Source organism: Acinetobacter sp. V89_7 (assembly GCF_029967895.1).
Classification (GTDB): Bacteria; Pseudomonadota; Gammaproteobacteria; order Pseudomonadales; family Moraxellaceae; genus Acinetobacter; species Acinetobacter soli.
In genome coordinates this window covers 1-20,040 of the sequence record NZ_JASCAJ010000006.1, presented here as the reverse complement: position 1 = coordinate 20,040, position 20,040 = coordinate 1, and the positions used below count along the sequence as shown (strand labels likewise).

Below are 20,040 nucleotides of genomic sequence, written 5' to 3'. Positions count from 1 at the left end.
GCGCTGATGGTAGTGTGGCGTTAGCCATGTGAGAGTAAGTCATCGCCAGCTTTTAAATACTAAGCCCCCTTAACATATGTTAAGGGGGCTTTTTTATGCCTAAATGAAAGGGAAAGAAAAAAGAATAGAAATAGAAAAATAAAACAAGAAATCAATCAATTCCACATTCAATAAGACATAAAAAAAGGGCAGATGCCCTTTTTTAATACTTAAATTACTGAGCATTCCACTGTTGAATAAAAGACATCGTTAATTTCGCTGCGTTTCGCTGTGCGATGCCTGAACCAAAGAAAGCTGCAACGTTTGGATCATGGTCTGCACCTGCGAGGTCAGACAAGCTACGAAATGCAATAAATGGAATATTATTTGAATAAGCCACTTGTGCCACAGCTGCTGTTTCCATATCTACACAATCGCCAAGCAAGTTTTTATGTAGATAATCACGATATGCTGCATTGGCTAAGAATGCACCACCAGAGATGCCACGCTGTCCAACCACAATCTTTGGATGATAACAGTCTACGCCTGAACAAATGGCTTCTAACTGTTTTTCAGTGCTTTTTTGCACGCGATCAACGATTGCAAGCATTTTATGATCTACAGGGAAATCGACACGCATTTCGCCATATGCCATTGGCACATCGGTGTCACCAAATCGACTTGTAAGCGCAACATTTTTGTAGTTATTGGCATTCATCACGTTGGTTTCACGTAAAAACTGATTATTCCAAGCCGGAACATTGTCGGCCAGTTTAATCCCTAAACATGAAATATCACCGGGTTGACCACATGCCGAGGGTAACTCTTTCGTATTGTTATAATACACTTCATTTGGTGCTAACCAGCTTTTGGCAATGACTACATCACCAACGTGAAGGTTTGGATTTAGACTGCCTGCGATACCGCTAAACACAATCCCTTTTAAATTAAAATGATCACTGATCATTTGAGTGGTCATAGCGGCATTGGTCATGCTGATACCACTTAAGGTAATCACAACAGGTGCATTCTCTAATGTACCGGTGACAAACTTTCTACCATTAATGAGATATTCTTTTTTGTCTTTAGTTGATTCAATCAGTAGATCAGCTTCTTGACCAAATGCTGCAATAATAGCAAGGCGCGGTGTGCTGTCGGTGAGATGTTGAAGCGTTGTTGTCATGGATTGGACCTTCATCGATGGAGTTGTTGTGGTACATCCAACGAGACCTACTGTTAGGCCAATCGCACCAAAAATTACCGCTAATTTTGAAAACTGCATCGTAAATAAACTCTTTCTTGAAGTTAAACTTAATACTGAGATTATAAATAATTAAGCAATAACTGTTCCAAAATATGTCATAAAATTTGCTGCGATTTTAGCGTATTAAGTTTGGTCAAGTTGACGTCGTGCTGCTTTTAGGGCAGTACGTAATCCTTCTTCAAGCGTTGGATGATAAAACGGAAATTGTAAAACATCATCTATGGTTGCATCTTGCGCAATTGACCAAGCCAGCATATGTGCCATATGTTCTGCTTGCTCGACACATAATTCCGCACCTAGCAGTACTCTAGACTCAGGATCAACATAAACTTCAACTGCGCCTTGATTTTTACCCAGTACTTTTGCGCGTCCTTGATTGCTGTATGAGGCTTCACCCGTAATAAAAGCTTGCTTTGCTTGAGTCAGTTGTTTGTGAGAACGTCCGGCAATCGCCATTTCTGGTGAACAAAACACCATACTTAAGGGCGTTAATAATTTTACATTTTGAACATCGGGATAATTCAAACAATTCTGAACCAACATTTTGCCTTCAAAGGCTGCTTCATGCTGAACTGGTGTGCTGGTAAAGGCATCACCTGCAATAAAAATTGGAAAATCGCCCAATTGTTTTGTCTTTGAATCTACAGGCAATTTTTTGATATCGCCATACTCTGGCGAGATTTTTTCTAATTTTAATGTATTGAGTAATGAATCCCGTCCGGTTGCATTCAATACATAATCATAATGCTCGGTGACTTGTTGTCCTTCTTGGCGATAACTGATTTTAACCTGATCATGTTCAAGTAAAAGCTGATCGGGAAGCACTTCAAATTTGATATCAAGCTCTTTTGCCAGAATGGTCTGAGCAAGTTGCTGTAGTGAAGGACTAGAAAGAATACCGACGCGTTGACTACGGGCAAAAATAGTGATTTTGACCCCTAAACGAGATAATGCCTGTGCCATCTCGATCGCGATGGCACCACTGCCAATGACTGCTACAGAACGTGGAAGCGTGGGAAGTTCAAAAATATCATCTGAGGTAATAAGACGATGTTGCAATTGTGCTTTCCATAAACCGGGCACATTGGGCGTGGAGCCGACAGCCAAAAGAAATGCTTTCGCTTGATAGTCTTGCCCATTCACACGCACAGTGGAGGCATCTATGAATTCGGCTTTACCAGAACATTTGTGTTGTTCAGGCCAAGCGTTCACTTCTTTTAATGTAGACGCAGTAAATGAATCTCGAAGTGTACGTACGTGCTGCATGACGTCTGTACAATCGAGTTGGACGCGACCTTTCAGGCCGACTTGATCGAGCTGTTGAATATCATGACAGCGATTGGCGGAGGCAATCAGCACTTTGCTGGGCATACAGCCTACACGGGCACAGGTGGTGTCCCAAGGTCCGTCATTAATAATCAGTAGATTTTGTGTGTGTTTCACTGCTTGTTTATAAGCGCTAATACCCGCTGTGCCTGCACCAATAATAATAATGTCGTACATTATGCAAAAACCATTTTGTTGTTCTATCTCTATCTTTAACATAAAAACAGCCTGCGAATGCAGGCTGTTTGGTTAGCGCGTGTAAGGTGAGAGTGCTTTGGACGCACAAAACTTCAGAGCGGAACGCCCATACTCACGCCGACGGTTGGACGGACATTCATGCTGCTACATGCAGTCAGTAGCGAACATACACAGATCATCATGATGAATACTTTAGTCATTCAGTAAACCTTGTTGCTTGGCTTGAGTATACAAATCGAGCGCGCGTTTACCAGATTTACAAATCAGTAAAATCGGCTTTGGCAAGCTGTTATAGTAGCGAGCAAAAGCGTAAATATCTGTTTGAGTATTGCTGCCATTTTCAATGGGTTGATAGATCAAACTGACACGGGCTTTTTCAGCGACGTCTCTGAGTTGATATACCGTAAGACCATTGCCACGATCATGATCTGGACGCTGCAAAATCACAGAGCGAAAGCGACTGCGGTCGATTAGCTGGTTTAAGTCCTGCAACGAAATTTCATCAGAAATTGTCACGGCTGAACTCACCTGTGTGACTGCAGATTGTGCAAAGAGTGTGACCGGACTTAAAAATAAAAATGTAAGAATGCAAATTCGAACAAGATTAGTCATCCAGCAGATCCATCTGTTTGGCGAGTTGATAGAGGTTGTTGGAGCGGTTACCGGTACGACAAAACATTAAAATTGGTTTTGGTAACTCGTTATAATGATTTGCAAAAGTACGTACATCGAGTTCGCTAATCTGACCAGCTACCACAGGCTGATAAACGTAGTCGAGACCAACGTTACGAGCAGCTTCTTCAATCTGTGAACTGGTTGGCTGTTCTGGACCACCCTCAAGATCTGGACGATTATTGATAATCGATTTAAAGCCTTTTTCTACCACTTGTGCAAGATGTTCTGGTCCAATTTGACCGGCGAAACCGACATTCTCTGTCATTTTGTCACTCCAAATTCTAAAAAAACGTATATGCTGTATCATAGCATTATGCAAGATATTGAGTTAAAGCGTCATACGTTTTTTTCAAACTCAATCGAGCTTATCGTGAAGGCAATGGAGCACGTATGCACGCTTATACAGTTGAACCACTGTATGTACAACATGGTCAAGACCTGATTGCTGTTGACTTTTACCGACCCAAACATCAAAAAAAACCTGCCGTGGTCATTATGGCGCATGGCTTTGCAGGATTGCGTCATTTTAAATTAGCTGCATATGCACAGAAGATTGCACAAGCCGGTTACGCGGTGGTGTTATTTGATTATCGTTATTGGGGTGGCAGTACGGGTAAGCCTAGGGAGCTGGTACATTTAAAGCAGCAAATTGATGACTGGAAAACCGTGATTCAATATATGCTTGCCAGCAAACTGATTGATGAGCGGCGCATCGTACTTTGGGGAACTGACTTAAGTGGTGGATATGTTTTAAGCCTGGCAGCAGAGCTGAAGCATGTGCATGCCGTAATTGCGCAGGTGCCCTTTATTGACGGTGCAGAAAGTGCCAAGTTGTATCCTTTACAGCAGTTGCCTCGGGCGCTGAAACTTTCCAGTCAAGATTATATGGGAGCCAAAGTCGGATTGGCTCCCAAAACACTTCCCGTTATCGCCGAACAGCAACTCTGTTTTTTGCCTACATCTGATAGCCGCTTGGGGTATCTGTCGATTGTCAACCCTGATTTTTACTGGAGCGGACAGGTTCCTGCACGTGCCTTTTTTCAGCTGCTGCGCTTTCGACCTATTCAGAGTGTGCGCAATATCAGTGTGCCGGTTTTGTTTATTGCGGCTAAGCAAGATTCCTTGATTCCGATTGACTCGAGTCGCGAAGCTGCAACCAATATTGCACCATTTGTCGATTATCATGAGTGGAATATGCAACATTTTGATGTTTATCACGGTATTTGGTTTGAAAAAGCCATCGCAACCCAATTAGAATTTTTACATCGACATATTGGAGTGAGCTAACATGATTGTTGTATGCCCGTCATGTGGTGCAAAAAATCGCGTTCCCGAAGAAAAACTGAGTGCAGATCCGCAGTGTGGTCAGTGCCATGCCAAGCTTTTACCGCGCGAGCCGATCGAATTAAATGAGCAGAATTTTGGTCAATTTGTGACACATAGTGATTTACCCATTCTGATTGACCTGTGGGCTGAGTGGTGTGGTCCGTGCAAGATGATGGCGCCTCATTTTGCACAGGTTGCGGCTCAAAATCCTCAAGTAATCTTTGCCAAGATCAATACCGAAACTTCGCCTCGACTCAGTCAGGCATTTCATGTTCGTAGTATTCCGACCTTGGTGCTGATGAATAAAACCACTGAAATTGCTAGAATAAGTGGCGCGCTGCGATCAACCGAAATGCAACAATGGTTAGATCAGCACCTACAGTCTTAATTTCGGAGTTAATGTGTTGGATACCCCTATAAAACCTGAAGGGACATTGTCTTTACAAACCATTGCCATGCCTGCGGATACCAACTGGAGTGGAGATGTGTTTGGTGGCTGGATTGTATCGCAGATGGACTTGGCTGGTGCCATTCATGCGGAGCGCTTTAGCAAAGGGCGCTGTGCAACCATTTCCATTAATCAGATGACCTTTTTGGTTCCAGTCAAAGTAGGGGATGTGATCAGTTGCTATACCCGAATTTTGAAAGTGGGCAATACCTCGATTCAGATGCAAATTGAAGTATGGGACAGCCATGACAGCTCACGTTCTGCAAAACGTGTCACTGAGGGTGTATTTACGTTTGTGGCTGTCGATGTAAACGGCAATAAACGTCAAATTTCAGATGAGGTCAAACAGGCATTTTTAGCCCAATAGAACTCAAATCAATTCAAGAGCATATATTGAAATTAAAAAGGTACAGCCGATGCTGTACCTTTTTCTATGCGGTTGAGCGTATTTAGGGTTTGCGTTTAGGCAACCATGCCCAAATCATTTCACAGCGAATGGCTTCCACACCAGCATCATCAACCACCGTAACCGGAATGGAAAGCTCAGCTTTATCATGCTCTGCGATAAAACGCTGTTGCTCATGGCTTAATTCAGCGGTTGCGGTTAACCCACCTTGAACAACTTTGAGATAATCGACATGCAAAGACTTGATCAGTAAAATCCGGTCATCGGGAACATGTAAACCAGTCAGAAACCCTGTTGCCGTTTCTGCCAGTAAAGCCATCGCGGCCGCATGTAAGCCCTTAATGTGATTTTGCATATTGCGCTGGTTCTCCAGACGAACCTTGACATGATGCTGATCGACCTCTAAATAACGAATATTGGCTGTGCCCACCATCGGCACAATCCGACCAAAGGCTTTACTCCAAAGCGTGCTTCGAAGCCCTTTAGGAAATTTAGAAGTCGCCTTTACCAGCTTTGCTAAACGATTGGTCTGAGTCATAACACGTCCCCATCTACACCGCAGAAAAATTAGTCTTTGAAATTATTAAACTGTAACGGTAGACCAAATTGTTGTTCGCGCAAAAAGGCCATCACTTGTTGCAATGTGTCGCGTTTTTTATCGCTGACTCGAATTTTGTCACCCTGAATTGAAGATTGCGCTTTGATGCCGCTTTCTTTAATGGCTTTATTGATTTTTTTTGCGGTATCCGAGTCAAGTCCGTCTTTCAGTTTAATGACTTGAACCACATGTTTACCTGATGCGCTGGCTTTTTGTGGATCAAGCGCTTGGACGTCAATTTTGCGCTTGTAAAAATGATTTTCAAGCATGGTATACACTTGCTCACACTGAAAATCGCTTTCTGTCGAAATTTTAATTTCTTTCGATTTTTCGTTCAGTTCGATGGTAACGTCTTGACCACGGAAGTCAAAACGCGTCTGGATCTCTTTTTGCGTGTTTTGAACCGCGTGATTAACTTCAAAAAGTTCCAATTCAGAGACAATATCAAAAGAAGGCATGGTTTAGACCTTTACAAAGTGAAAGAATATTTGAGATGCTAGGGATGTTTTCTTCATTTGCCAAGTGTTGTTTACATCAAAGGAGTGCGCAATGATCCGTAAACAAGAAATTACGACATTTGAGTTCCCAGAAGATGCCATTATCTGGGATGTCCGTGATGCGAGTTCTTATGCTGAAGGGCATGTTAAAGGTGCTAAAAATCGACCGATCGGTGATTTAGGTGCAGAAAGTTTAACTCAGGTGCCAACGGATCAGCCGATTTATATTTTATGTGGTGGTGGTAGTAAAGCCCCGCGCGCTGCTGAAAAGCTTGAAGAGCTTGATAACTCGCGTGAATACGTGATCTTAATGGGTGGTACTCGCGCAGCCAAGGCTGCCGGAATGCCTTTGGATCAAGGGCACACAGCCTAAAAAAAGCGCCTTCGGGCGCTTTTTTTAAACTGAAATTTTATGAGTGTGTTTCAGGTTTAGGGTGTTCAGTTCTTTGCTTGATTGCAACTTTCTTTTTAAAGCGTTGTGGATTCAAGCGTTTGAACAAACTCTCTGGCACAGGGCAACTTTCTTTTAGAATCTGTGCGGCAAGTATTTCGCTACAGAGTGGGGAAAACATAAACCCTTTTGAACCCAGTCCTGCAAGCGTATATAACCTGGATTGTGCAGTTGGTGCACCAGCCAAAGGAAAATAATCTGGAGATTGTGCCCGCACTCCGGCACGACCTGACCATGTACTCACTGGCGGCAATCCTTGTGCATATTCTGGGAAGACGCTGTGGATTAAATTAAAGTTATGCACATGGTCTTCTTCGTTGACCTCATTATCTTCACGCTGTGGCAAAAATGATGCGCCCAGAATCAAATGTGTCTCATCCAGTTGCATGCAGTAGCCTCCATAACTATATGCCTGCTCAAAAGGCAATGGATGCGCTGCGCTATCCACCCAGCTGATTTGTCCGCGAATTGGCTTAAGCTGTGGATAATGCTCAAACAATACGGCACTGTGCCGTGCAGCACATACAATCACGGCCGAGGCACGCAATAACTCCTGTTGCTGCGCCATGATACGCACATGATCTGTATCTTCCTGAATTTGATCAATCTGGGCTATCTGCAAATGAATATTGGGATGTGCTAAAACTTCCTCACAAAACTGATGCGGCCGAATTGCACCGGCTTGCGTTAAGGTGAGGGCATCAAAAGGCGTTTGAACCGGTGAGGATTGAGCAGGCTGAGGCTGTAAAAGCTGCTCGGGATATTGTGCTGCCAGCGCCAGCAATTGCTCAGGCTCTTTGAGTGCAATCTGATTGACCTCAAGGGCACGAAACGCACCAAAGCGCTGATAAAAGCGCATCGCATATTGCCAGCACACCAGCATTAAATGATCTGGACTTTGTGTAATCGGGCACAGCTTAGGATTGAGTAACGCCAGTGGATTACCAGATGCGCCTGATAAAGGATGTGCCTGCTCAAAGATCGTCACCTGATGACCGCGCTGCGCCAAAGCCCATGCACAATTTAAACCTGCAATTCCGGCCCCAATAACGGCAAAGTGTTGCTGGCCTGAAGAGGTGGATTCCTTTAAGTGTTCTTCAGCATCGGGCCAAATGCCTTTTAGCATTTCCCGTTTATGCCCAAAACCTCGTGGTCGGCTGATTTGAATACCGTGCTCTCTGAGGCCACGTTTGAGCACACCAGCCACACTAAATGACGCAAAAGTAGTGCCGGGTTGAGAAAGCCGAATCATTTGGCTTAAAACCTGAGTTTCCCAAAGTTCAGGATTACAAGAAGGCGCAAAACCATCGAGGAACCACGCATGAACCGCCTGCGTTTTAACGATACATGGAAATACATCGTGAGCATCACCGAGCCAAAGATCCAGACTAAATCGCTCGTTTGGAAAATTTAAGCGATGACACCCGGCAATCGGGAGGGGGTATTGCTCAATCAGTGCATCTGCAAGCGGTTTAAGCTCGGGCCATGCACGAAGTGCGCGGCACAGATCGGTTTTACTGAGCGGAAATTTCTCCACGCTGATGGCATGTAAGTGACTCTGGTTATCGGGACGTACCTGTTGCCAGAGTTGCCAGAGCGCTAAGATATTCAGGCCTGTTCCAAATCCTGTTTCGCCTACACAAAAGTACTCAAATGGTGCTAAGGCTGCCAAACGTGTAGGCAGATCATTACCATTTAAAAAAACATGGCGTGTTTCGAGCAATCCATTGTCTTTGGAGAAATACACATCTCCAAACTGCTTTGAGACCGGAACATCAATTCCGTCTACACAATGCCAATCTAACGTTGCGGTTTGGATGCTCGCTGACACGCACAGATCCTTTTATTCGGGTGAATAGAGGGTTGAGTTTACCATTGACGGCGACGCTTGGTGTAGACATAACCTGCAATCAGAAAGCCTAGAATTACCCCGACCGCAATCGTGGCGGCGCCATACAAAAACATTTGGGCACTGCGTTCACTTTGCAATACCTGAACCTGCACCATAAGATTGTCGTTTTTAAGCTGCAATTCTTGGTTTTGAGTCAGAGCATCTAGATTGGCTTGCTCAAGCTGTTTTAAACGACCGGCCTGATCTTTAACCAGCGCTTTAATTTTGGCATCTTGCTCAGCTTTGAGTTTGGCAATTTGCTCGGCGGTAAGCGGTTTTAATGCAGTATTGGCTGCATTTGCCACACTAGCAGTTGCTGGAGCCGTCGCAGTTGTAGCAGCAGATGTGCTAGGTTGAGCGGGTGCAGGCGTTGGTTCAACAGCCCAAACACTTGAGCACAGCAAAGATAAGCCGATCAGCGTTTTCAGCGTGTGAGACATGGAATTACTCTTTTGGAAAGGCTTTATTAAAGGGTTTGACATCGATGTGCCCATACACGCCTTCAATCCAGAATGGTTCTTCTTTTAACCAAGCATCCAACGCTTCACGACTGTCAAAATCAACAATAATGGTGCTGCCGTAAAAGCCAGCCTGCGGATTGCCTGCTTCTTTAGGCATGGCACCCGCGACAATCAGTCTGCCTTCGTCATCGAGTTTTTGTAAACGTTCGAGATGCTGTGGACGCGTCGCTAAACGTTTTTCTAGCGTCCCTTCGTTATCTGTACAGGTCACCACAAATAAAGGCATAAGGATATCCTTTTGTAAGAATTTTCAGAAGCTTAGGCATCTGGTGTCTTGAAAAATTTACGTAATACAACAAACTGGATAATGATAAATGAAAACATCACGATCATGTCACCAAATGCGGTAAATTCACCCCAATATTTTCCATGCATAAATACAAATGCAAAGAAGAAATGCAGTAATGACATCACCACAAACATGGCAGCCCATGCAAAGTTTAGATTTTTCCAGCCTTTGGCTGATAATTCAAAAATAGGGCCAAACAAACGTTGAATCAGCGGTGTTTTATCTTTACTAAAAAATGGTGACAGTAAAAAGGCACCTGCAAACACCAGATTAAGAATGACGGCTTTGAGACGAATATAGAAGTCATCGCTGAGCATCAAGGTAATGCCACCAAAAATTACGGTCATAAACAACACAATCCATTGTTGTTTTTCAAGACGAAATTTTTGTGAAATGAACAGCCCGCCGTATACAATCAACATCGAGATAATGAGACCTGTGGTCGCAACCAAAATATTGTTATTGTCTACACCACCAGCCGAACCAATCAGTTTCAATAACGGATGCTGGGTATCGGCCGGATCGACAGTCTTATATAAATAAAAGAAAATAATGAGGGGCACAAAGTCTAAAAGTGCTTTCATGTTAGAGTATCTAAACCAGATCATAACGAATGGCATAGTATAGAAGATGCACGGCATAGATTTACATACGCACAGCAATATTTCTGATGGGACCTTATCGCCTCAGGCTTTGGTCGAATCTGCTGTCGCGTGCGGTATTCATACCTTAGCACTGACCGATCATGACACGATGGATGGGCTGGAAACTGCGCGAAAAATCGCCCAAGATCATGATATTCATATTATTTCTGGTGTGGAGATTTCAAGTCAGTGGTCTCGTCCCAATACCAAAAAAGCTTATGGCGTACATATTGTGGCGCTGAATATGCAAAATCCAAAGCCCCTACAAGATGCATTAGTGATACAAAAAAATATTCGGGCGACGCGTGCCAAGCAAATTTGTCAGTTGTTAGAAGGCTGTATCGGATTTGATATTTATCCGGATGTACTGGCCAAGGTAGAGCATGTCCCTGACCGTATTACCCGAACCCATATTGCCAAAACCCTGATTGAAAAAGGAATTGTGAGTCGTCCGCAGCAGGCATTTGACCGCTTTTTAAAAGAAGGCAAACGGGCCTATGTCAAATTTGATGGTTTAGCGCTGCCCGAGACGATTCGTATTATTCATGAAAGCAAAGGTTATGCTGTGTTGGCACATCCGACTCGCTACGATCTGTCGTCTACCAATATTCGCTACTTAATTGAGTATTTTGCCTCGTTGGGTGGCGATGCAGTTGAGCTACCACCCAGTATTGACCCACTCTCTACGCGCCAGATGGTCGATCGTTTGATTGCACAATTTGATTTAAAGGTATCGATTGGCAGTGATTTTCATGGCGACAATATGCCATGGATTAAACTGGGCAATACGCCACAGCCTAATCCTCGGCAGACCGGCATTTGGGAAAGCTTCTAAAGCAAGTTGTTATCTTGCGCTTGAATCGGTGGAGGCGTCGGTTTACCCAAGGTACTCAATAGCTCAATTTCGATCATGCGCACCATCGAATCTAAAGGTAAGTCGTTACTTTGCGTGCCAAAAGGCTCTTCAATTTCAGTACTTAAAGCATCAAGGCCCAAAAAAGTATAGGTCAGAATGCCCACCAAGATCGGAGTTGCCAAACCAAGGGTCGAGCCTAAACTAAAGGGCAACATACAACAGAAAAAGTATACGGTTCGGTTAAGCAAAACAGAGTAGGCAAAAGGAATAGGCGTATTGGCAATACGGTCACATCCGGTTTGTACCAGACTGAATTCGGCCACATACCGATTCATCTGGGTATAAATAATATCGCTAATTTCGCCTTCTTTCAGTGCTTGCATTAACTCCCAGTGAATAAGGCTTAAGGTGTATTGCGGTGCATTCACCTGTTGATACAACTGGGTGAGTGCTTGCTGGCTCAAGCCACTGGTTTCGGTCAGCTCAGTCGGATTGGCTGTTTGGTGACGTAGACGATCACGTAAAACGTTCGCAAATACAATTACATGCTGAATGATCCGTTCACGTCGTCCTTGCGGTAAAATTCTACAGTCACGATCAAAGTGACGCGCATTTGCAATCAGGGATCCCCATAATTTACGTGCCTCCCACCAACGGTCATAACATGCACTGTTTTTAAACCCCAAGAAAATCGATAGCACCACACCAATAAGGGTAAAGCCGACCAACGGTAACTGGGGAAAATTAAAAATCTGGGTATATTGAATGCCGCCAATCACAGCCGAGATCAGCATCAAAATCCCAAGCGGTGGAAGAATTTTGGGTAAAATGGTTCCTCGCCAAGAAAAGAGTAGGCGAAAAATATTGGTTTGATCACGGACAATCATGCGAGACGTTCACAGCTTTTTTGAGCATGATCTTCACCAGTCGGTGCGGCTTTGTCAATATCTGGGCGATTGATTTTTTTGTACATGAAGTAAGCCGTGTTCTGCAAATGAAAAGCAGCCGTTTTTTGCAATAATAAAATGATCGATTAACTGGATGTCAACCAGTTCACAGGCCTGAAGTAAGCGTTGAGTAAGGGTCGTGTCGGCCTCGGAGGGTAGTGCGTGCCCGAAGGGATGATTGTGCGCAATCACAAGATGTGATGCGTGTTGTTGTATCGCATAACGTAACGTTTGATTAATCGAGATCTCGCAGCTATTTAAAGAGCCAAAAAACAATTTTTTAAAATGCAGCTTTCTTAATTCGTTGTCGAGACACAGCACGGCAAAAATTTCCTGTTTTTCTCCCAACAGTTCATAACGTAAATAATCCAGCACCTGTTCGGAGGAAGACAAACTTAAGGCATCTTGATGAAAATAATGTTCGAGATAGCGCCGTCCGAGTTCTTTTACCGCCATTAAGTGCGCATATTTGGTTGCACCCACTCCATGAAAGCCGGAAAGTTCTTCTAAGGAGGCATCAAAGACTGGATTCAGGCCGCCAAAATGTTGAATCATGTTGCGTGCCAGCTCAACTGCCGAGTGCTGCTTGGAGCCCGTACGTAAGAAGATGGCCAGCAGTTCGGCATCTGATAAGCTTGCAGGCCCAGTGTGCAGTAACCGTTCTCGGGGTTGTTCGTGCTTGGGCCAAAATTTAATAGACTGTTGCATTCTGATTGAAGATGTACGTTATAGTTCTGATTTCGAAATTACAATGACTTGGGTCTAGGTCTATTTAATGCTATTGTGAGCGCCACTGCAACAGAAAGGTATGCTGTTCGTGAGCTTTGATTTAAGTGTCATTCCAAATAAAAACATTATTTTAGCTGTAACAGGCGGTATTGCGGCCTACAAAAGTGCCATTTTGGTACGCCGATTAAAAGATTATGGATTTAATGTCCGTGTGGTCATGACACATGGCGCACAAGCCTTTATCACACCCTTAACCTTTCAGGCCTTGTCTGGCTATCCTGTCCATACAGAATTGCTCGACACCGAAGCCGAAGCGGGTATGGGACACATCGAACTTGCACGCTGGGCAGATCTGGTGCTGGTTGCTCCCGCCAGTTGCGACACGATTGCCAAATTTGCACAGGGCTTGGCCGATGATTTACTCAGCACGCTGTATTTAGCCACTAAAGCACCGGTATGGGTTGCACCTGCAATGAACCAGCAAATGTGGGCGGCCAAAGCCACCCAGCGTAATTTACAAACGCTGGTCGAAGACGGTGTACACGTTATTATGCCAGATGCAGGCGCGCAAGCCTGTGGCGACGTAGGCTTGGGGCGTATGCCTGAGCCCGAGCAACTGGCTTATCAGGTGCGAGAGTACTTCCATAAAGCTCAACGTGCGATTGCAGAAAAATTTGGTTTGCTGGCCGGACAGCATGTTGTGATTACTGCTGGTCCAACCCGTGAAGCGATTGATCCCGTGCGCTATATTTCAAATCATAGTACTGGAAAGATGGGCTTTGCATTGGCAGCAGCCTGCTATGCTGCGGGTGCTAAAGTAACCTTGATTGCCGGGCCGGTGAGTCTGGATACACCAAATGGTGTACAGCGCATCAATGTAGCATCTGCGGTGCAAATGCTCGATGAAAGCTTGAATACGCTCAAACAAGGTTGCGATATTTTTATTGCCACTGCGGCTGTCGCCGATTATCGCGTTGCACAAGTGGCTGAGCAGAAGATTAAAAAATCGGGCGATGAACTTGAGGTGCGACTCATTAAGAACCCGGATATTGTGGCCACCGTTGCACAGCAAGCAGAGCGGCCATTTATGGTGGGCTTTGCGGCAGAAACACAAAACGTGGAAGCTTATGCGGCTGGTAAGTTGGTGGCTAAAAATCTGGACATGATTGCCTGCAACGATGTGTCACGCAAAGATATCGGATTTGCATCGGATGAAAATGCCATGATGGTGTTTTTTGCCGAGCGTTATCACCTGAAAAAGCGAGAGCTAGAAAAAGCGTCTAAGCAGGAAATTGCGCAGCAACTGGTTGAAGCCATTTCTGATGCACTGCGCCGTAAAGTTTAGTTTTGCGGCTGATCAAGTTTTAAGTTTTTAAACATAAAGCTCCTACAAAAGGCGCTTTATGTTTTTCTCTAAACTGTATATTTTTAAGGGGGAGATAATCTCTGTAAAATGGACTGAGTGTATGAACAAGAAACTAATAGGAAGCCTGTTACTTGCAAGCTGTTTGAGCGTGAGCCACCTGACTATGGCAGCCAGCCTTCAAAACAACATGATCAGCATTGCAACGTCGTATTCTGACTTTTCAAAAGCAAGTAATGCCAAAGACGCAGAAATGGCATTAAGTAAAATGAAAATGGCTGCGCTAGATTCGAAAAAATCTAAGCCACCAAAGCTGGCCAATAAACCAGACAATAGTCCAGAGGTGATGGGGTATCACGCGGGCTTGGATCAACTGGTTGCCGAAATTGATAAAACCAATCTTTTAGTGAAGGCGGGTAAGCTGGATCAGGCCAAAATTGAAGGAAAGAAATTAATCGATATTCGTAACAGCAATCACAAAAAATTCAAATAATTGCAATTTTACATGTAAAAAAGCGACCATACAGGTCGCTTTTTTATGCTCAATGCAACTTAAGCTTGGCCTTCAACTTGCGTTTGAGCACGTTGAAGATTGGCTTCAAATTCTGCATCAAAGTTGATTGGTGTCAAAAGCAATTGTGGGAAACTGCCTTTGGTGACCATATCGTTGACCGCTTCACGTAAGAACGGGAACAAGATATTCGGGCAGTACGCGCCTAAAATGTACGGAAGACGGTCTTCTTCGATATTGTCAATTAAGAAAATACCAGACTGAGTCACATCAACAATAAATGCCGTCTCGCCTTCGTTATTTGCTTGAACAACCGCTTTTAATGACACTTCAAAATGCGTTGGATCAATTTTTTCTGCCGCAGACGACAAATTGATGTTCAACTCTGGTTGCCATTGTTTTGTAAAGACTTGCGGTCCTGGGACTTCAAACGAAATGTCTTTGGTATAAAGACGTTCTAAAGCAAGTTGCGGTTGAGTTTGTTGTTCTTCACTCATTCTTTTTTCCTTAACAATTTAAAGCGAAATTAAGCCAGTAGCTCGTCGAGTTTGCCTTCACGCTCTAAGGCATAAAGTTGATCAAAACCGCCAATAAACTGATCTTTGATAAAAATTTGAGGCACGGTACGATGATTGGTACGCTGCATCAGTTCGATGCGCACATCTGGTGCTTCATTTGACAAATTAATTTCTTTGTACTCAATGCCTTTGCGCTCAAGCAGTTGTTTTGCACGAATGCAGTACGGACATACTGTAGTTGAATAAATCGTAACATTTGCAGTCATGAAATTGCTCCTTAAGCTTTAGTCGTCTTTGCTTTAACCAGTGGCAAACCTTGACCTTTCCAGTTGCTAATACCGCCGTCGAGACGGTAACTGTCGGCGTGTCCGATTTTTTGCAGCGCACTACCGGCAACTTGACCAAGGTTACAAATGAACACCAGTGGACGATCACTTGCTTTAAGCTCGTCTACATGGCTGGCGATTTGGCTGTACGGAATGTTACGGCTTCCGCTGATATGACCTTCACGAAAGTCTTTGGCATCACGTAGGTCGATCAATTGCGCATTTTTGGCTTTGATCAAAATACCAAGCGATTGTGGGGAGATTTTGCGTCCGTTACGTTGTCCTTCAAAAATAAAAAACAACACAGCCAGAACTGCAAGTGTTCCAAATAAAAAGGGGTGATTCCCCATAAACTCCAACCAACGTTCCACAAGCCACCTAATTAAACTCAAAATTGACGAAGAGTATAGCTCATATACATGGTGATCAAAATCACCAGTTCAAGAGCAATATTTAGAAAAATTAACTTTTTTGTTGCGCTTCCTGAATTTCATCCAGCAATCGCAAATAGCTATCCAGTCGGCGCGGCAGAATTTCACCGTTTTCGATGGCCACTTTTAGGCCACAATGCTTTTCATGCGTGTGGGTACAATTTCGAAATTGGCATTGTCCCAAACGCTGATCGATTTCTGGAAAACCATGGCGTATTTTTTCGGCATCGAGATGCCAGAGTCCAAATTCGCGAATTCCCGGTGAGTCAATCAATGCGCCATTTTCACCAAACCGAATCAGTCGGGTTGAGGTGGTGGTGTGCTGACCCAGTGCCGAGTTTTCAGAAATGATATTGGTTTTTTGCTCCGCATCTGGAATGATGGCATTGATGAGTGAACTTTTACCTACACCAGATTGCCCCACAAAGGCAACTGTTTCGTTGTCTAGACGCTGTTGCAAGCTGTGCAGGTCGCCTTTGGCATGACATACCAATGTTTCATAGCCCAGTGCTTGATATTCTTCAAGCATATTCAGAATTGGATCTTGTTCGGTTAACAAATCCGACTTGTTAAGCACCAGTAAAGCTGGAATATCGGCATCGGCACAGGCCACCAAATAGCGATCAATCAGTGTCGGTGCTGGTTCAGGTAATACTGCAAAGACAATCACAATTAAACTGATGTTGGCTGCAACAGGTTTCACCTTGTGATAGCGATCTGGACGAGTCAGTAAAGAACGTCGTGGTTGAATCGCGGTAATAATCCCAAGTCCCGTGTTTGGGTCGGCTTGCCATTTTACCCGATCCCCAGTCACCAGCATTTCTAAATTGGTACGGGTATGGCATCGCCAAACGCTGCCCACTTCAATAGGCTTCCAAAAAGGCTCAGGTTCGCCATCTGCAACTTCAGGTCGCTCAGGATGTGGATCGGGTGTCGACAAGGCCTGAACTTCGAGTTGACGACCATAATGCTGTACCACCAGTCCTTCTAAATCACTGGACGTGTCTACATCATCTTGGCGTGTTTGCTGTTGTTTCTTGATCCGGCGTTGCTGCTGTTCAGTCAAGCGACGTTTACGAATTAGAGCCATTCATATCCTAAAAAAACCCATTTACCGAGGTCGCAAAAATAGCATGAACTGACCATCGAGTTACAGCGTAGCGACGATTAATTTGCTACTATTCGTGTTTTCTCGCATTTAGATTTGGTAGATATGAGCAGCACACTGGATACGCGGTTAATCTGGATTGACCTTGAAATGACAGGTTTGGACACAGATAACGATCAGATTATTGAAATTGCCACCATTATTACCGATGACAATTTGAATATTCTTGCAGAAGGTCCGGTTTTGGCAATTCATCAACCCGATCGTATATTAAATGCGATGGACGAATGGAATACTCGTCAGCACGGTCAGTCTGGACTGATTGAACGTGTGCGCCGCAGCAAATTGACCGCACATGATGCCGAGCAGCAAACCCTTGAGTTTTTAAAGAAATGGGTGAATCCGAAAATTTCACCGATGTGTGGCAACTCGATCTGCCAAGATCGTCGCTTTATGCATCGACTGATGCCGGAACTCGAACAATACTTTCATTATCGTAACTTGGATGTGTCGACGATTAAGGAACTCTCTAAGCGCTGGCGTCCAGAAATTATGAGCGGATTAAAGAAAAATGCATCGCACTTGGCGATGGATGATATCCGTGATTCGATTGCAGAACTGCGCTACTACCGTGAATATTTTTTCATTAAAAACTAAGTTGCATGTTGCAATAACTGCGCAATAGGTATCACCGTAGCTTAATTTTGGGCTGCGGTTTTTTATTGTCGCGGGTGGGGTCAAAGTCTTACGAATATATTCATATTGTTACAAAAAGTAGGATGGAACCAATTGGTTTTACAGGGTTTTGTTTTACTATAGAGTTGTATTCCCAGTGAATTATAACAAAGAGATCAAGATGCAAAGTAATAATCCTATATTAACCCGCGTTGAAACATATAGTGATTTTCAGCAACCGATGACTGTAGCGGGCGCAGTACAAAAATCGGTGGGTCTGACCTTGGTGGCTGCCATTACTGGTTTAGCGTTGTTCTTTTATTGCGCTTTTACCGCCAATGCAGGAATGGCTTACGCTGCAATGCTGGTGGGTGCAATTGGTGGCTTGATTTTAGGCCTGATTGCAACGTTTAAAGCGCATACAGCACCAAAGCTGGCGGTTCCTTATGCACTATTTGAAGGTGCATTTTTAGGTGGTATTTCCTTTATTTTTCAGGCCAAATTTCCGGGTGCGCCGTTACAAGCGCTACTTGCTACATTTGTCACCACCTTGGTGATGTTCGGCTTGTATCGGTTCCAGATTATTCGTGCAACCGAGAAGTTTAAATCGGTGGTGCTTTCTGCAACCATTGCGATAGCCATTGTCTTTGTCGTGCAAATGGTCATGAGTTTGGCTTTTGCATCTAGTGTACCTTATATTTTTGAAAGCAATTGGTTGGGCATTGGCTTTGCGGCATTTGTGGCTGTGATTGCCTCATTGAATCTGATTTTGGATTTTGACCTGATCGAATCTGCTGCAGCACAACGCGCACCGCAATCATTTGAATGGTTGTGCGGAATTGCCTTACTCTCGACGCTGGTGTGGATGTATATCTCGTTCTTGCGTCTGATTGGTCTGTTGTCGAACGACTAATCCAAAACTCAAGTTGTTCAAATCAAAAGTCGTACGCCGTAAGGGGTACGATTTTTTTATGCAAATCAAAAAAAGATGCATTATGCAATTTCGAAAAGTTGTGAAGCTTGGCATTATGCTTCTAAATTTAATACAGTGAGAAACCTAATGGCACAAGGATTATTAACAGGTAAACGTTTTTTAATTGCAGGTGTTGCAAGTAAGTTATCTATTGCCTACGGTATTGCACAGGCACTCCATCGTGAAGGCGCAGAGCTTGCGTTTACTTATCCAAATGAAAAACTAAAAAAGCGTGTCGATGAATTTGCTGCACAGTTTGGTTCAACGCTTGTTTTTCCTTGTGATGTTGCGGTTGATGCGGAAATTGACAATGCATTTGCAGAACTTGCAAAACATTGGGACGGTGTGGACGGTGTGGTTCACTCAATTGGTTTTGCCCCTGCGCACACTTTAGATGGTGATTTCACAGACGTGACTGATCGTGAAGGTTTCCGTATTGCGCATGACATCAGTGCCTACAGCTTTGTGGCGATGGCGCGAGCTGCGAAGCCACTGCTTCAAGCACGTCAGGGTTGCTTATTGACTTTAAGTTATCAGGGTTCTGAGCGCGTAATGCCAAACTATAACGTCATGGGTCTTGCTAAAGCATCGTTAGAAGCAGGCGTACGCTACTTGGCTTCAAGCTTAGGCGCAGATGGTATTCGTGTGAACGCAATTTCTGCTGGCCCAATCCGTACTTTGGCTGCTTCAGGCATTAAATCGTTCCGTAAAATGCTGGATGTCAATGAAAAAGTATCGCCGTTAAAGCGTAATGTGACCATTGAAGAAGTGGGCAATGCCGCGTTATTCCTTTGCTCACCTTGGGCATCGGGTATTACTGGTGAAATCATGTATGTCGATGCTGGATTTAACACAGTAGGTATGAGCCAAGCGATTATGGATGAAGAATAATTTTTTATCTTCTAATTAAAATGGTGCTTCGGCACCATTTTTTTATATTTAAAATTCAGTTGCAAATAAAAACGTTAGCAAAACATTAACAACTCTAAATAGACAGTTCTGTATCTATTGGTTAAAATTCAACATAAGTATGAGTTTTACTGATAATAACAATGTCGATTAATCTATTTGGCGTATTAGAACGCTTGGG

At 43.9% G+C, this 20,040-nt stretch carries 26 protein-coding genes; 10 read left to right on the top strand and 16 right to left on the bottom strand.

The window, feature by feature from the left end:
* Positions 1–214: 214 nt before the first annotated feature.
* The 4 genes from QLG00_RS01085 to QLG00_RS01070 form a co-directional block, all read right to left on the bottom strand.
* Positions 215–1,261, bottom strand: coding sequence for a 5'-methylthioadenosine/S-adenosylhomocysteine nucleosidase (locus QLG00_RS01085; protein ID WP_119026234.1), 1,047 nt, complete (start codon positions 1,259–1,261; stop codon positions 215–217).
* A 105-nt stretch (positions 1,262–1,366) separates the two neighbouring features.
* Positions 1,367–2,746: a dihydrolipoyl dehydrogenase gene (locus QLG00_RS01080; protein ID WP_282470375.1), complete on the bottom strand. Its 1,380-nt coding sequence runs from the start codon at positions 2,744–2,746 to the stop codon at positions 1,367–1,369.
* Positions 2,747–2,959: 213 nt separating this feature from the next.
* Positions 2,960–3,379, bottom strand: a complete 420-nt coding sequence (locus QLG00_RS01075) for a sulfur transferase domain-containing protein (protein WP_004940675.1) — start codon at positions 3,377–3,379, stop codon at positions 2,960–2,962.
* Positions 3,372–3,707: a sulfur transferase domain-containing protein gene (locus QLG00_RS01070; protein ID WP_004940674.1), complete on the bottom strand. Its 336-nt coding sequence runs from the start codon at positions 3,705–3,707 to the stop codon at positions 3,372–3,374. Before QLG00_RS01070 ends, QLG00_RS01075 begins: the two co-directional genes overlap by 8 nt.
* Before the next feature lie 125 nt (positions 3,708–3,832).
* Here QLG00_RS01070 and QLG00_RS01065 point away from each other — a divergent pair, with 125 nt between their 5' ends.
* The 3 genes from QLG00_RS01065 (at position 3,833) to QLG00_RS01055 (ending at position 5,583) form a co-directional block, all read left to right on the top strand.
* Positions 3,833–4,729, top strand: coding sequence for an alpha/beta fold hydrolase (locus QLG00_RS01065; protein ID WP_282470374.1), 897 nt, complete (start codon positions 3,833–3,835; stop codon positions 4,727–4,729).
* A 1-nt stretch (position 4,730) separates the two neighbouring features.
* Entirely contained in the window at positions 4,731–5,156 is a 426-nt protein-coding gene (gene trxC, locus QLG00_RS01060) for a thioredoxin TrxC (RefSeq protein WP_282470373.1), read from the top strand.
* A 67-nt stretch (positions 5,157–5,223) separates the two neighbouring features.
* Positions 5,224–5,583 carry an acyl-CoA thioesterase gene (locus tag QLG00_RS01055; protein ID WP_171063771.1) on the top strand — a complete coding sequence of 120 codons (360 nt, stop codon included), beginning with the start codon at positions 5,224–5,226 and terminating at the stop codon, positions 5,581–5,583.
* A gap of 82 nt (positions 5,584–5,665) precedes the next feature.
* Here QLG00_RS01055 and QLG00_RS01050 read toward each other — a convergent pair whose 3' ends face one another.
* Positions 5,666–6,160: a DUF4442 domain-containing protein gene (locus tag QLG00_RS01050; protein WP_282470372.1), complete on the bottom strand. Its 495-nt coding sequence runs from the start codon at positions 6,158–6,160 to the stop codon at positions 5,666–5,668.
* Positions 6,161–6,189: 29 nt separating this feature from the next.
* Complete coding sequence (locus tag QLG00_RS01045) at positions 6,190–6,678, bottom strand: YajQ family cyclic di-GMP-binding protein (protein WP_004940662.1); 489 nt, start codon at positions 6,676–6,678, stop codon at positions 6,190–6,192.
* 91 nt (positions 6,679–6,769) lie between these two features.
* Between QLG00_RS01045 and QLG00_RS01040 the strand changes: the two genes are divergently transcribed.
* Positions 6,770–7,090: a rhodanese-like domain-containing protein gene (locus tag QLG00_RS01040; RefSeq protein WP_004940657.1), complete on the top strand. Its 321-nt coding sequence runs from the start codon at positions 6,770–6,772 to the stop codon at positions 7,088–7,090.
* A gap of 37 nt (positions 7,091–7,127) precedes the next feature.
* Here the strand turns inward: QLG00_RS01040 and mnmC are convergent, their stop codons facing one another.
* From mnmC to QLG00_RS01020, 4 genes are read right to left on the bottom strand one after another with little or no spacing between them, the layout of a single operon-like run.
* Complete coding sequence (gene mnmC, locus QLG00_RS01035) at positions 7,128–8,999, bottom strand: FAD-dependent 5-carboxymethylaminomethyl-2-thiouridine(34) oxidoreductase MnmC (RefSeq protein ID WP_282470371.1); 1,872 nt, start codon at positions 8,997–8,999, stop codon at positions 7,128–7,130.
* 38 nt (positions 9,000–9,037) lie between these two features.
* Positions 9,038–9,499: a hypothetical protein gene (locus tag QLG00_RS01030; protein WP_025095782.1), complete on the bottom strand. Its 462-nt coding sequence runs from the start codon at positions 9,497–9,499 to the stop codon at positions 9,038–9,040.
* 4 nt (positions 9,500–9,503) lie between these two features.
* Complete coding sequence (locus QLG00_RS01025) at positions 9,504–9,806, bottom strand: YciI family protein (protein ID WP_004940649.1); 303 nt, start codon at positions 9,804–9,806, stop codon at positions 9,504–9,506.
* A gap of 32 nt (positions 9,807–9,838) precedes the next feature.
* Positions 9,839–10,453 (bottom strand): septation protein IspZ, encoded by a 615-nt coding sequence (locus QLG00_RS01020; protein ID WP_004940647.1) that lies wholly within the window; start codon positions 10,451–10,453, stop codon positions 9,839–9,841.
* Positions 10,454–10,499: 46 nt separating this feature from the next.
* Here QLG00_RS01020 and QLG00_RS01015 point away from each other — a divergent pair, with 46 nt between their 5' ends.
* Positions 10,500–11,348: a PHP domain-containing protein gene (locus QLG00_RS01015; RefSeq protein WP_055414381.1), complete on the top strand. Its 849-nt coding sequence runs from the start codon at positions 10,500–10,502 to the stop codon at positions 11,346–11,348.
* On the opposite strand, the gene QLG00_RS01010 is transcribed toward QLG00_RS01015, so the two are convergent.
* Together QLG00_RS01010 and radC are read right to left on the bottom strand one after the other, a co-directional pair.
* Complete coding sequence (locus tag QLG00_RS01010; RefSeq protein WP_004940641.1) at positions 11,345–12,256, bottom strand: bestrophin family protein; 912 nt, start codon at positions 12,254–12,256, stop codon at positions 11,345–11,347. The genes QLG00_RS01015 and QLG00_RS01010 overlap by 4 nt on opposite strands.
* A gap of 54 nt (positions 12,257–12,310) precedes the next feature.
* Complete coding sequence (radC, locus tag QLG00_RS01005; RefSeq protein WP_004940638.1) at positions 12,311–13,024, bottom strand: DNA repair protein RadC; 714 nt, start codon at positions 13,022–13,024, stop codon at positions 12,311–12,313.
* A 109-nt stretch (positions 13,025–13,133) separates the two neighbouring features.
* Between radC and coaBC the strand changes: the two genes are divergently transcribed.
* Positions 13,134–14,390: a bifunctional phosphopantothenoylcysteine decarboxylase/phosphopantothenate--cysteine ligase CoaBC gene (gene coaBC, locus QLG00_RS01000; protein WP_048763332.1), complete on the top strand. Its 1,257-nt coding sequence runs from the start codon at positions 13,134–13,136 to the stop codon at positions 14,388–14,390.
* Positions 14,391–14,511: 121 nt separating this feature from the next.
* The gene (gene cybC, locus QLG00_RS00995) at positions 14,512–14,901 is read left to right on the top strand and encodes a cytochrome b562 (RefSeq protein WP_025095784.1); all 390 of its coding nucleotides are present in this window, start codon (positions 14,512–14,514) and stop codon (positions 14,899–14,901) included.
* Between the two features lie 59 nt (positions 14,902–14,960).
* Here cybC and secB read toward each other — a convergent pair whose 3' ends face one another.
* The 4 genes from secB to rsgA form a co-directional block, all read right to left on the bottom strand.
* A complete protein-coding gene (gene secB, locus QLG00_RS00990) occupies positions 14,961–15,416 on the bottom strand; it encodes a protein-export chaperone SecB (protein WP_004940626.1) in 456 nt (151 codons plus the stop codon).
* Positions 15,417–15,445: 29 nt separating this feature from the next.
* On the bottom strand, positions 15,446–15,703 hold the full coding sequence (gene grxC / locus QLG00_RS00985; RefSeq protein WP_004940623.1) for a glutaredoxin 3: 258 nt from the start codon (positions 15,701–15,703) through the stop codon (positions 15,446–15,448).
* 11 nt (positions 15,704–15,714) lie between these two features.
* Complete coding sequence (locus QLG00_RS00980) at positions 15,715–16,134, bottom strand: rhodanese-like domain-containing protein (RefSeq protein ID WP_004940620.1); 420 nt, start codon at positions 16,132–16,134, stop codon at positions 15,715–15,717.
* A 91-nt stretch (positions 16,135–16,225) separates the two neighbouring features.
* Positions 16,226–17,284 (bottom strand): small ribosomal subunit biogenesis GTPase RsgA, encoded by a 1,059-nt coding sequence (gene rsgA / locus QLG00_RS00975; RefSeq protein WP_282470370.1) that lies wholly within the window; start codon positions 17,282–17,284, stop codon positions 16,226–16,228.
* Positions 17,285–17,407: 123 nt separating this feature from the next.
* Between rsgA and orn the strand changes: the two genes are divergently transcribed.
* From orn to QLG00_RS00960, 3 genes are all read left to right on the top strand, one after another.
* Positions 17,408–17,959 carry an oligoribonuclease gene (orn, locus tag QLG00_RS00970; protein WP_004945289.1) on the top strand — a complete coding sequence of 184 codons (552 nt, stop codon included), beginning with the start codon at positions 17,408–17,410 and terminating at the stop codon, positions 17,957–17,959.
* 199 nt (positions 17,960–18,158) lie between these two features.
* Positions 18,159–18,890, top strand: coding sequence for a Bax inhibitor-1/YccA family protein (locus QLG00_RS00965; RefSeq protein WP_004940611.1), 732 nt, complete (start codon positions 18,159–18,161; stop codon positions 18,888–18,890).
* A 147-nt stretch (positions 18,891–19,037) separates the two neighbouring features.
* The gene (locus tag QLG00_RS00960) at positions 19,038–19,841 is read left to right on the top strand and encodes an enoyl-ACP reductase (protein WP_004940607.1); all 804 of its coding nucleotides are present in this window, start codon (positions 19,038–19,040) and stop codon (positions 19,839–19,841) included.
* Positions 19,842–20,040: the final 199 nt, after the last annotated feature.

Excerpts from the sequence above, each read along its gene's own strand:
- QLG00_RS01085 (WP_119026234.1), bottom strand. The coding sequence starts at position 1,261 with ATGCAGTTTTCAAAATTAGCGGTAATTTTTGGTGCGATTGGCCTAACA.
- QLG00_RS01080 (WP_282470375.1), bottom strand. The coding sequence starts at position 2,746 with ATGTACGACATTATTATTATTGGTGCAGGCACAGCGGGTATTAGCGCT.
- QLG00_RS01075 (WP_004940675.1), bottom strand. The coding sequence starts at position 3,379 with ATGACTAATCTTGTTCGAATTTGCATTCTTACATTTTTATTTTTAAGT.
- QLG00_RS01070 (WP_004940674.1), bottom strand. The coding sequence starts at position 3,707 with ATGACAGAGAATGTCGGTTTCGCCGGTCAAATTGGACCAGAACATCTT.
- QLG00_RS01065 (WP_282470374.1), top strand. The coding sequence starts at position 3,833 with ATGCACGCTTATACAGTTGAACCACTGTATGTACAACATGGTCAAGAC.
- trxC (WP_282470373.1), top strand. The coding sequence starts at position 4,731 with ATGATTGTTGTATGCCCGTCATGTGGTGCAAAAAATCGCGTTCCCGAA.
- QLG00_RS01055 (WP_171063771.1), top strand. The coding sequence starts at position 5,224 with ATGCCTGCGGATACCAACTGGAGTGGAGATGTGTTTGGTGGCTGGATT.
- QLG00_RS01050 (WP_282470372.1), bottom strand. The coding sequence starts at position 6,160 with ATGACTCAGACCAATCGTTTAGCAAAGCTGGTAAAGGCGACTTCTAAA.
- QLG00_RS01045 (WP_004940662.1), bottom strand. The coding sequence starts at position 6,678 with ATGCCTTCTTTTGATATTGTCTCTGAATTGGAACTTTTTGAAGTTAAT.
- QLG00_RS01040 (WP_004940657.1), top strand. The coding sequence starts at position 6,770 with ATGATCCGTAAACAAGAAATTACGACATTTGAGTTCCCAGAAGATGCC.
- QLG00_RS01030 (WP_025095782.1), bottom strand. The coding sequence starts at position 9,499 with ATGTCTCACACGCTGAAAACGCTGATCGGCTTATCTTTGCTGTGCTCA.
- QLG00_RS01025 (WP_004940649.1), bottom strand. The coding sequence starts at position 9,806 with ATGCCTTTATTTGTGGTGACCTGTACAGATAACGAAGGGACGCTAGAA.
- QLG00_RS01020 (WP_004940647.1), bottom strand. The coding sequence starts at position 10,453 with ATGAAAGCACTTTTAGACTTTGTGCCCCTCATTATTTTCTTTTATTTA.
- QLG00_RS01015 (WP_055414381.1), top strand. The coding sequence starts at position 10,500 with ATGCACGGCATAGATTTACATACGCACAGCAATATTTCTGATGGGACC.
- QLG00_RS01010 (WP_004940641.1), bottom strand. The coding sequence starts at position 12,256 with ATGATTGTCCGTGATCAAACCAATATTTTTCGCCTACTCTTTTCTTGG.
- radC (WP_004940638.1), bottom strand. The coding sequence starts at position 13,024 with ATGCAACAGTCTATTAAATTTTGGCCCAAGCACGAACAACCCCGAGAA.
- cybC (WP_025095784.1), top strand. The coding sequence starts at position 14,512 with ATGAACAAGAAACTAATAGGAAGCCTGTTACTTGCAAGCTGTTTGAGC.
- secB (WP_004940626.1), bottom strand. The coding sequence starts at position 15,416 with ATGAGTGAAGAACAACAAACTCAACCGCAACTTGCTTTAGAACGTCTT.
- grxC (WP_004940623.1), bottom strand. The coding sequence starts at position 15,703 with ATGACTGCAAATGTTACGATTTATTCAACTACAGTATGTCCGTACTGC.
- rsgA (WP_282470370.1), bottom strand. The coding sequence starts at position 17,284 with ATGGCTCTAATTCGTAAACGTCGCTTGACTGAACAGCAGCAACGCCGG.
- orn (WP_004945289.1), top strand. The coding sequence starts at position 17,408 with ATGAGCAGCACACTGGATACGCGGTTAATCTGGATTGACCTTGAAATG.
- QLG00_RS00965 (WP_004940611.1), top strand. The coding sequence starts at position 18,159 with ATGCAAAGTAATAATCCTATATTAACCCGCGTTGAAACATATAGTGAT.
- QLG00_RS00960 (WP_004940607.1), top strand. The coding sequence starts at position 19,038 with ATGGCACAAGGATTATTAACAGGTAAACGTTTTTTAATTGCAGGTGTT.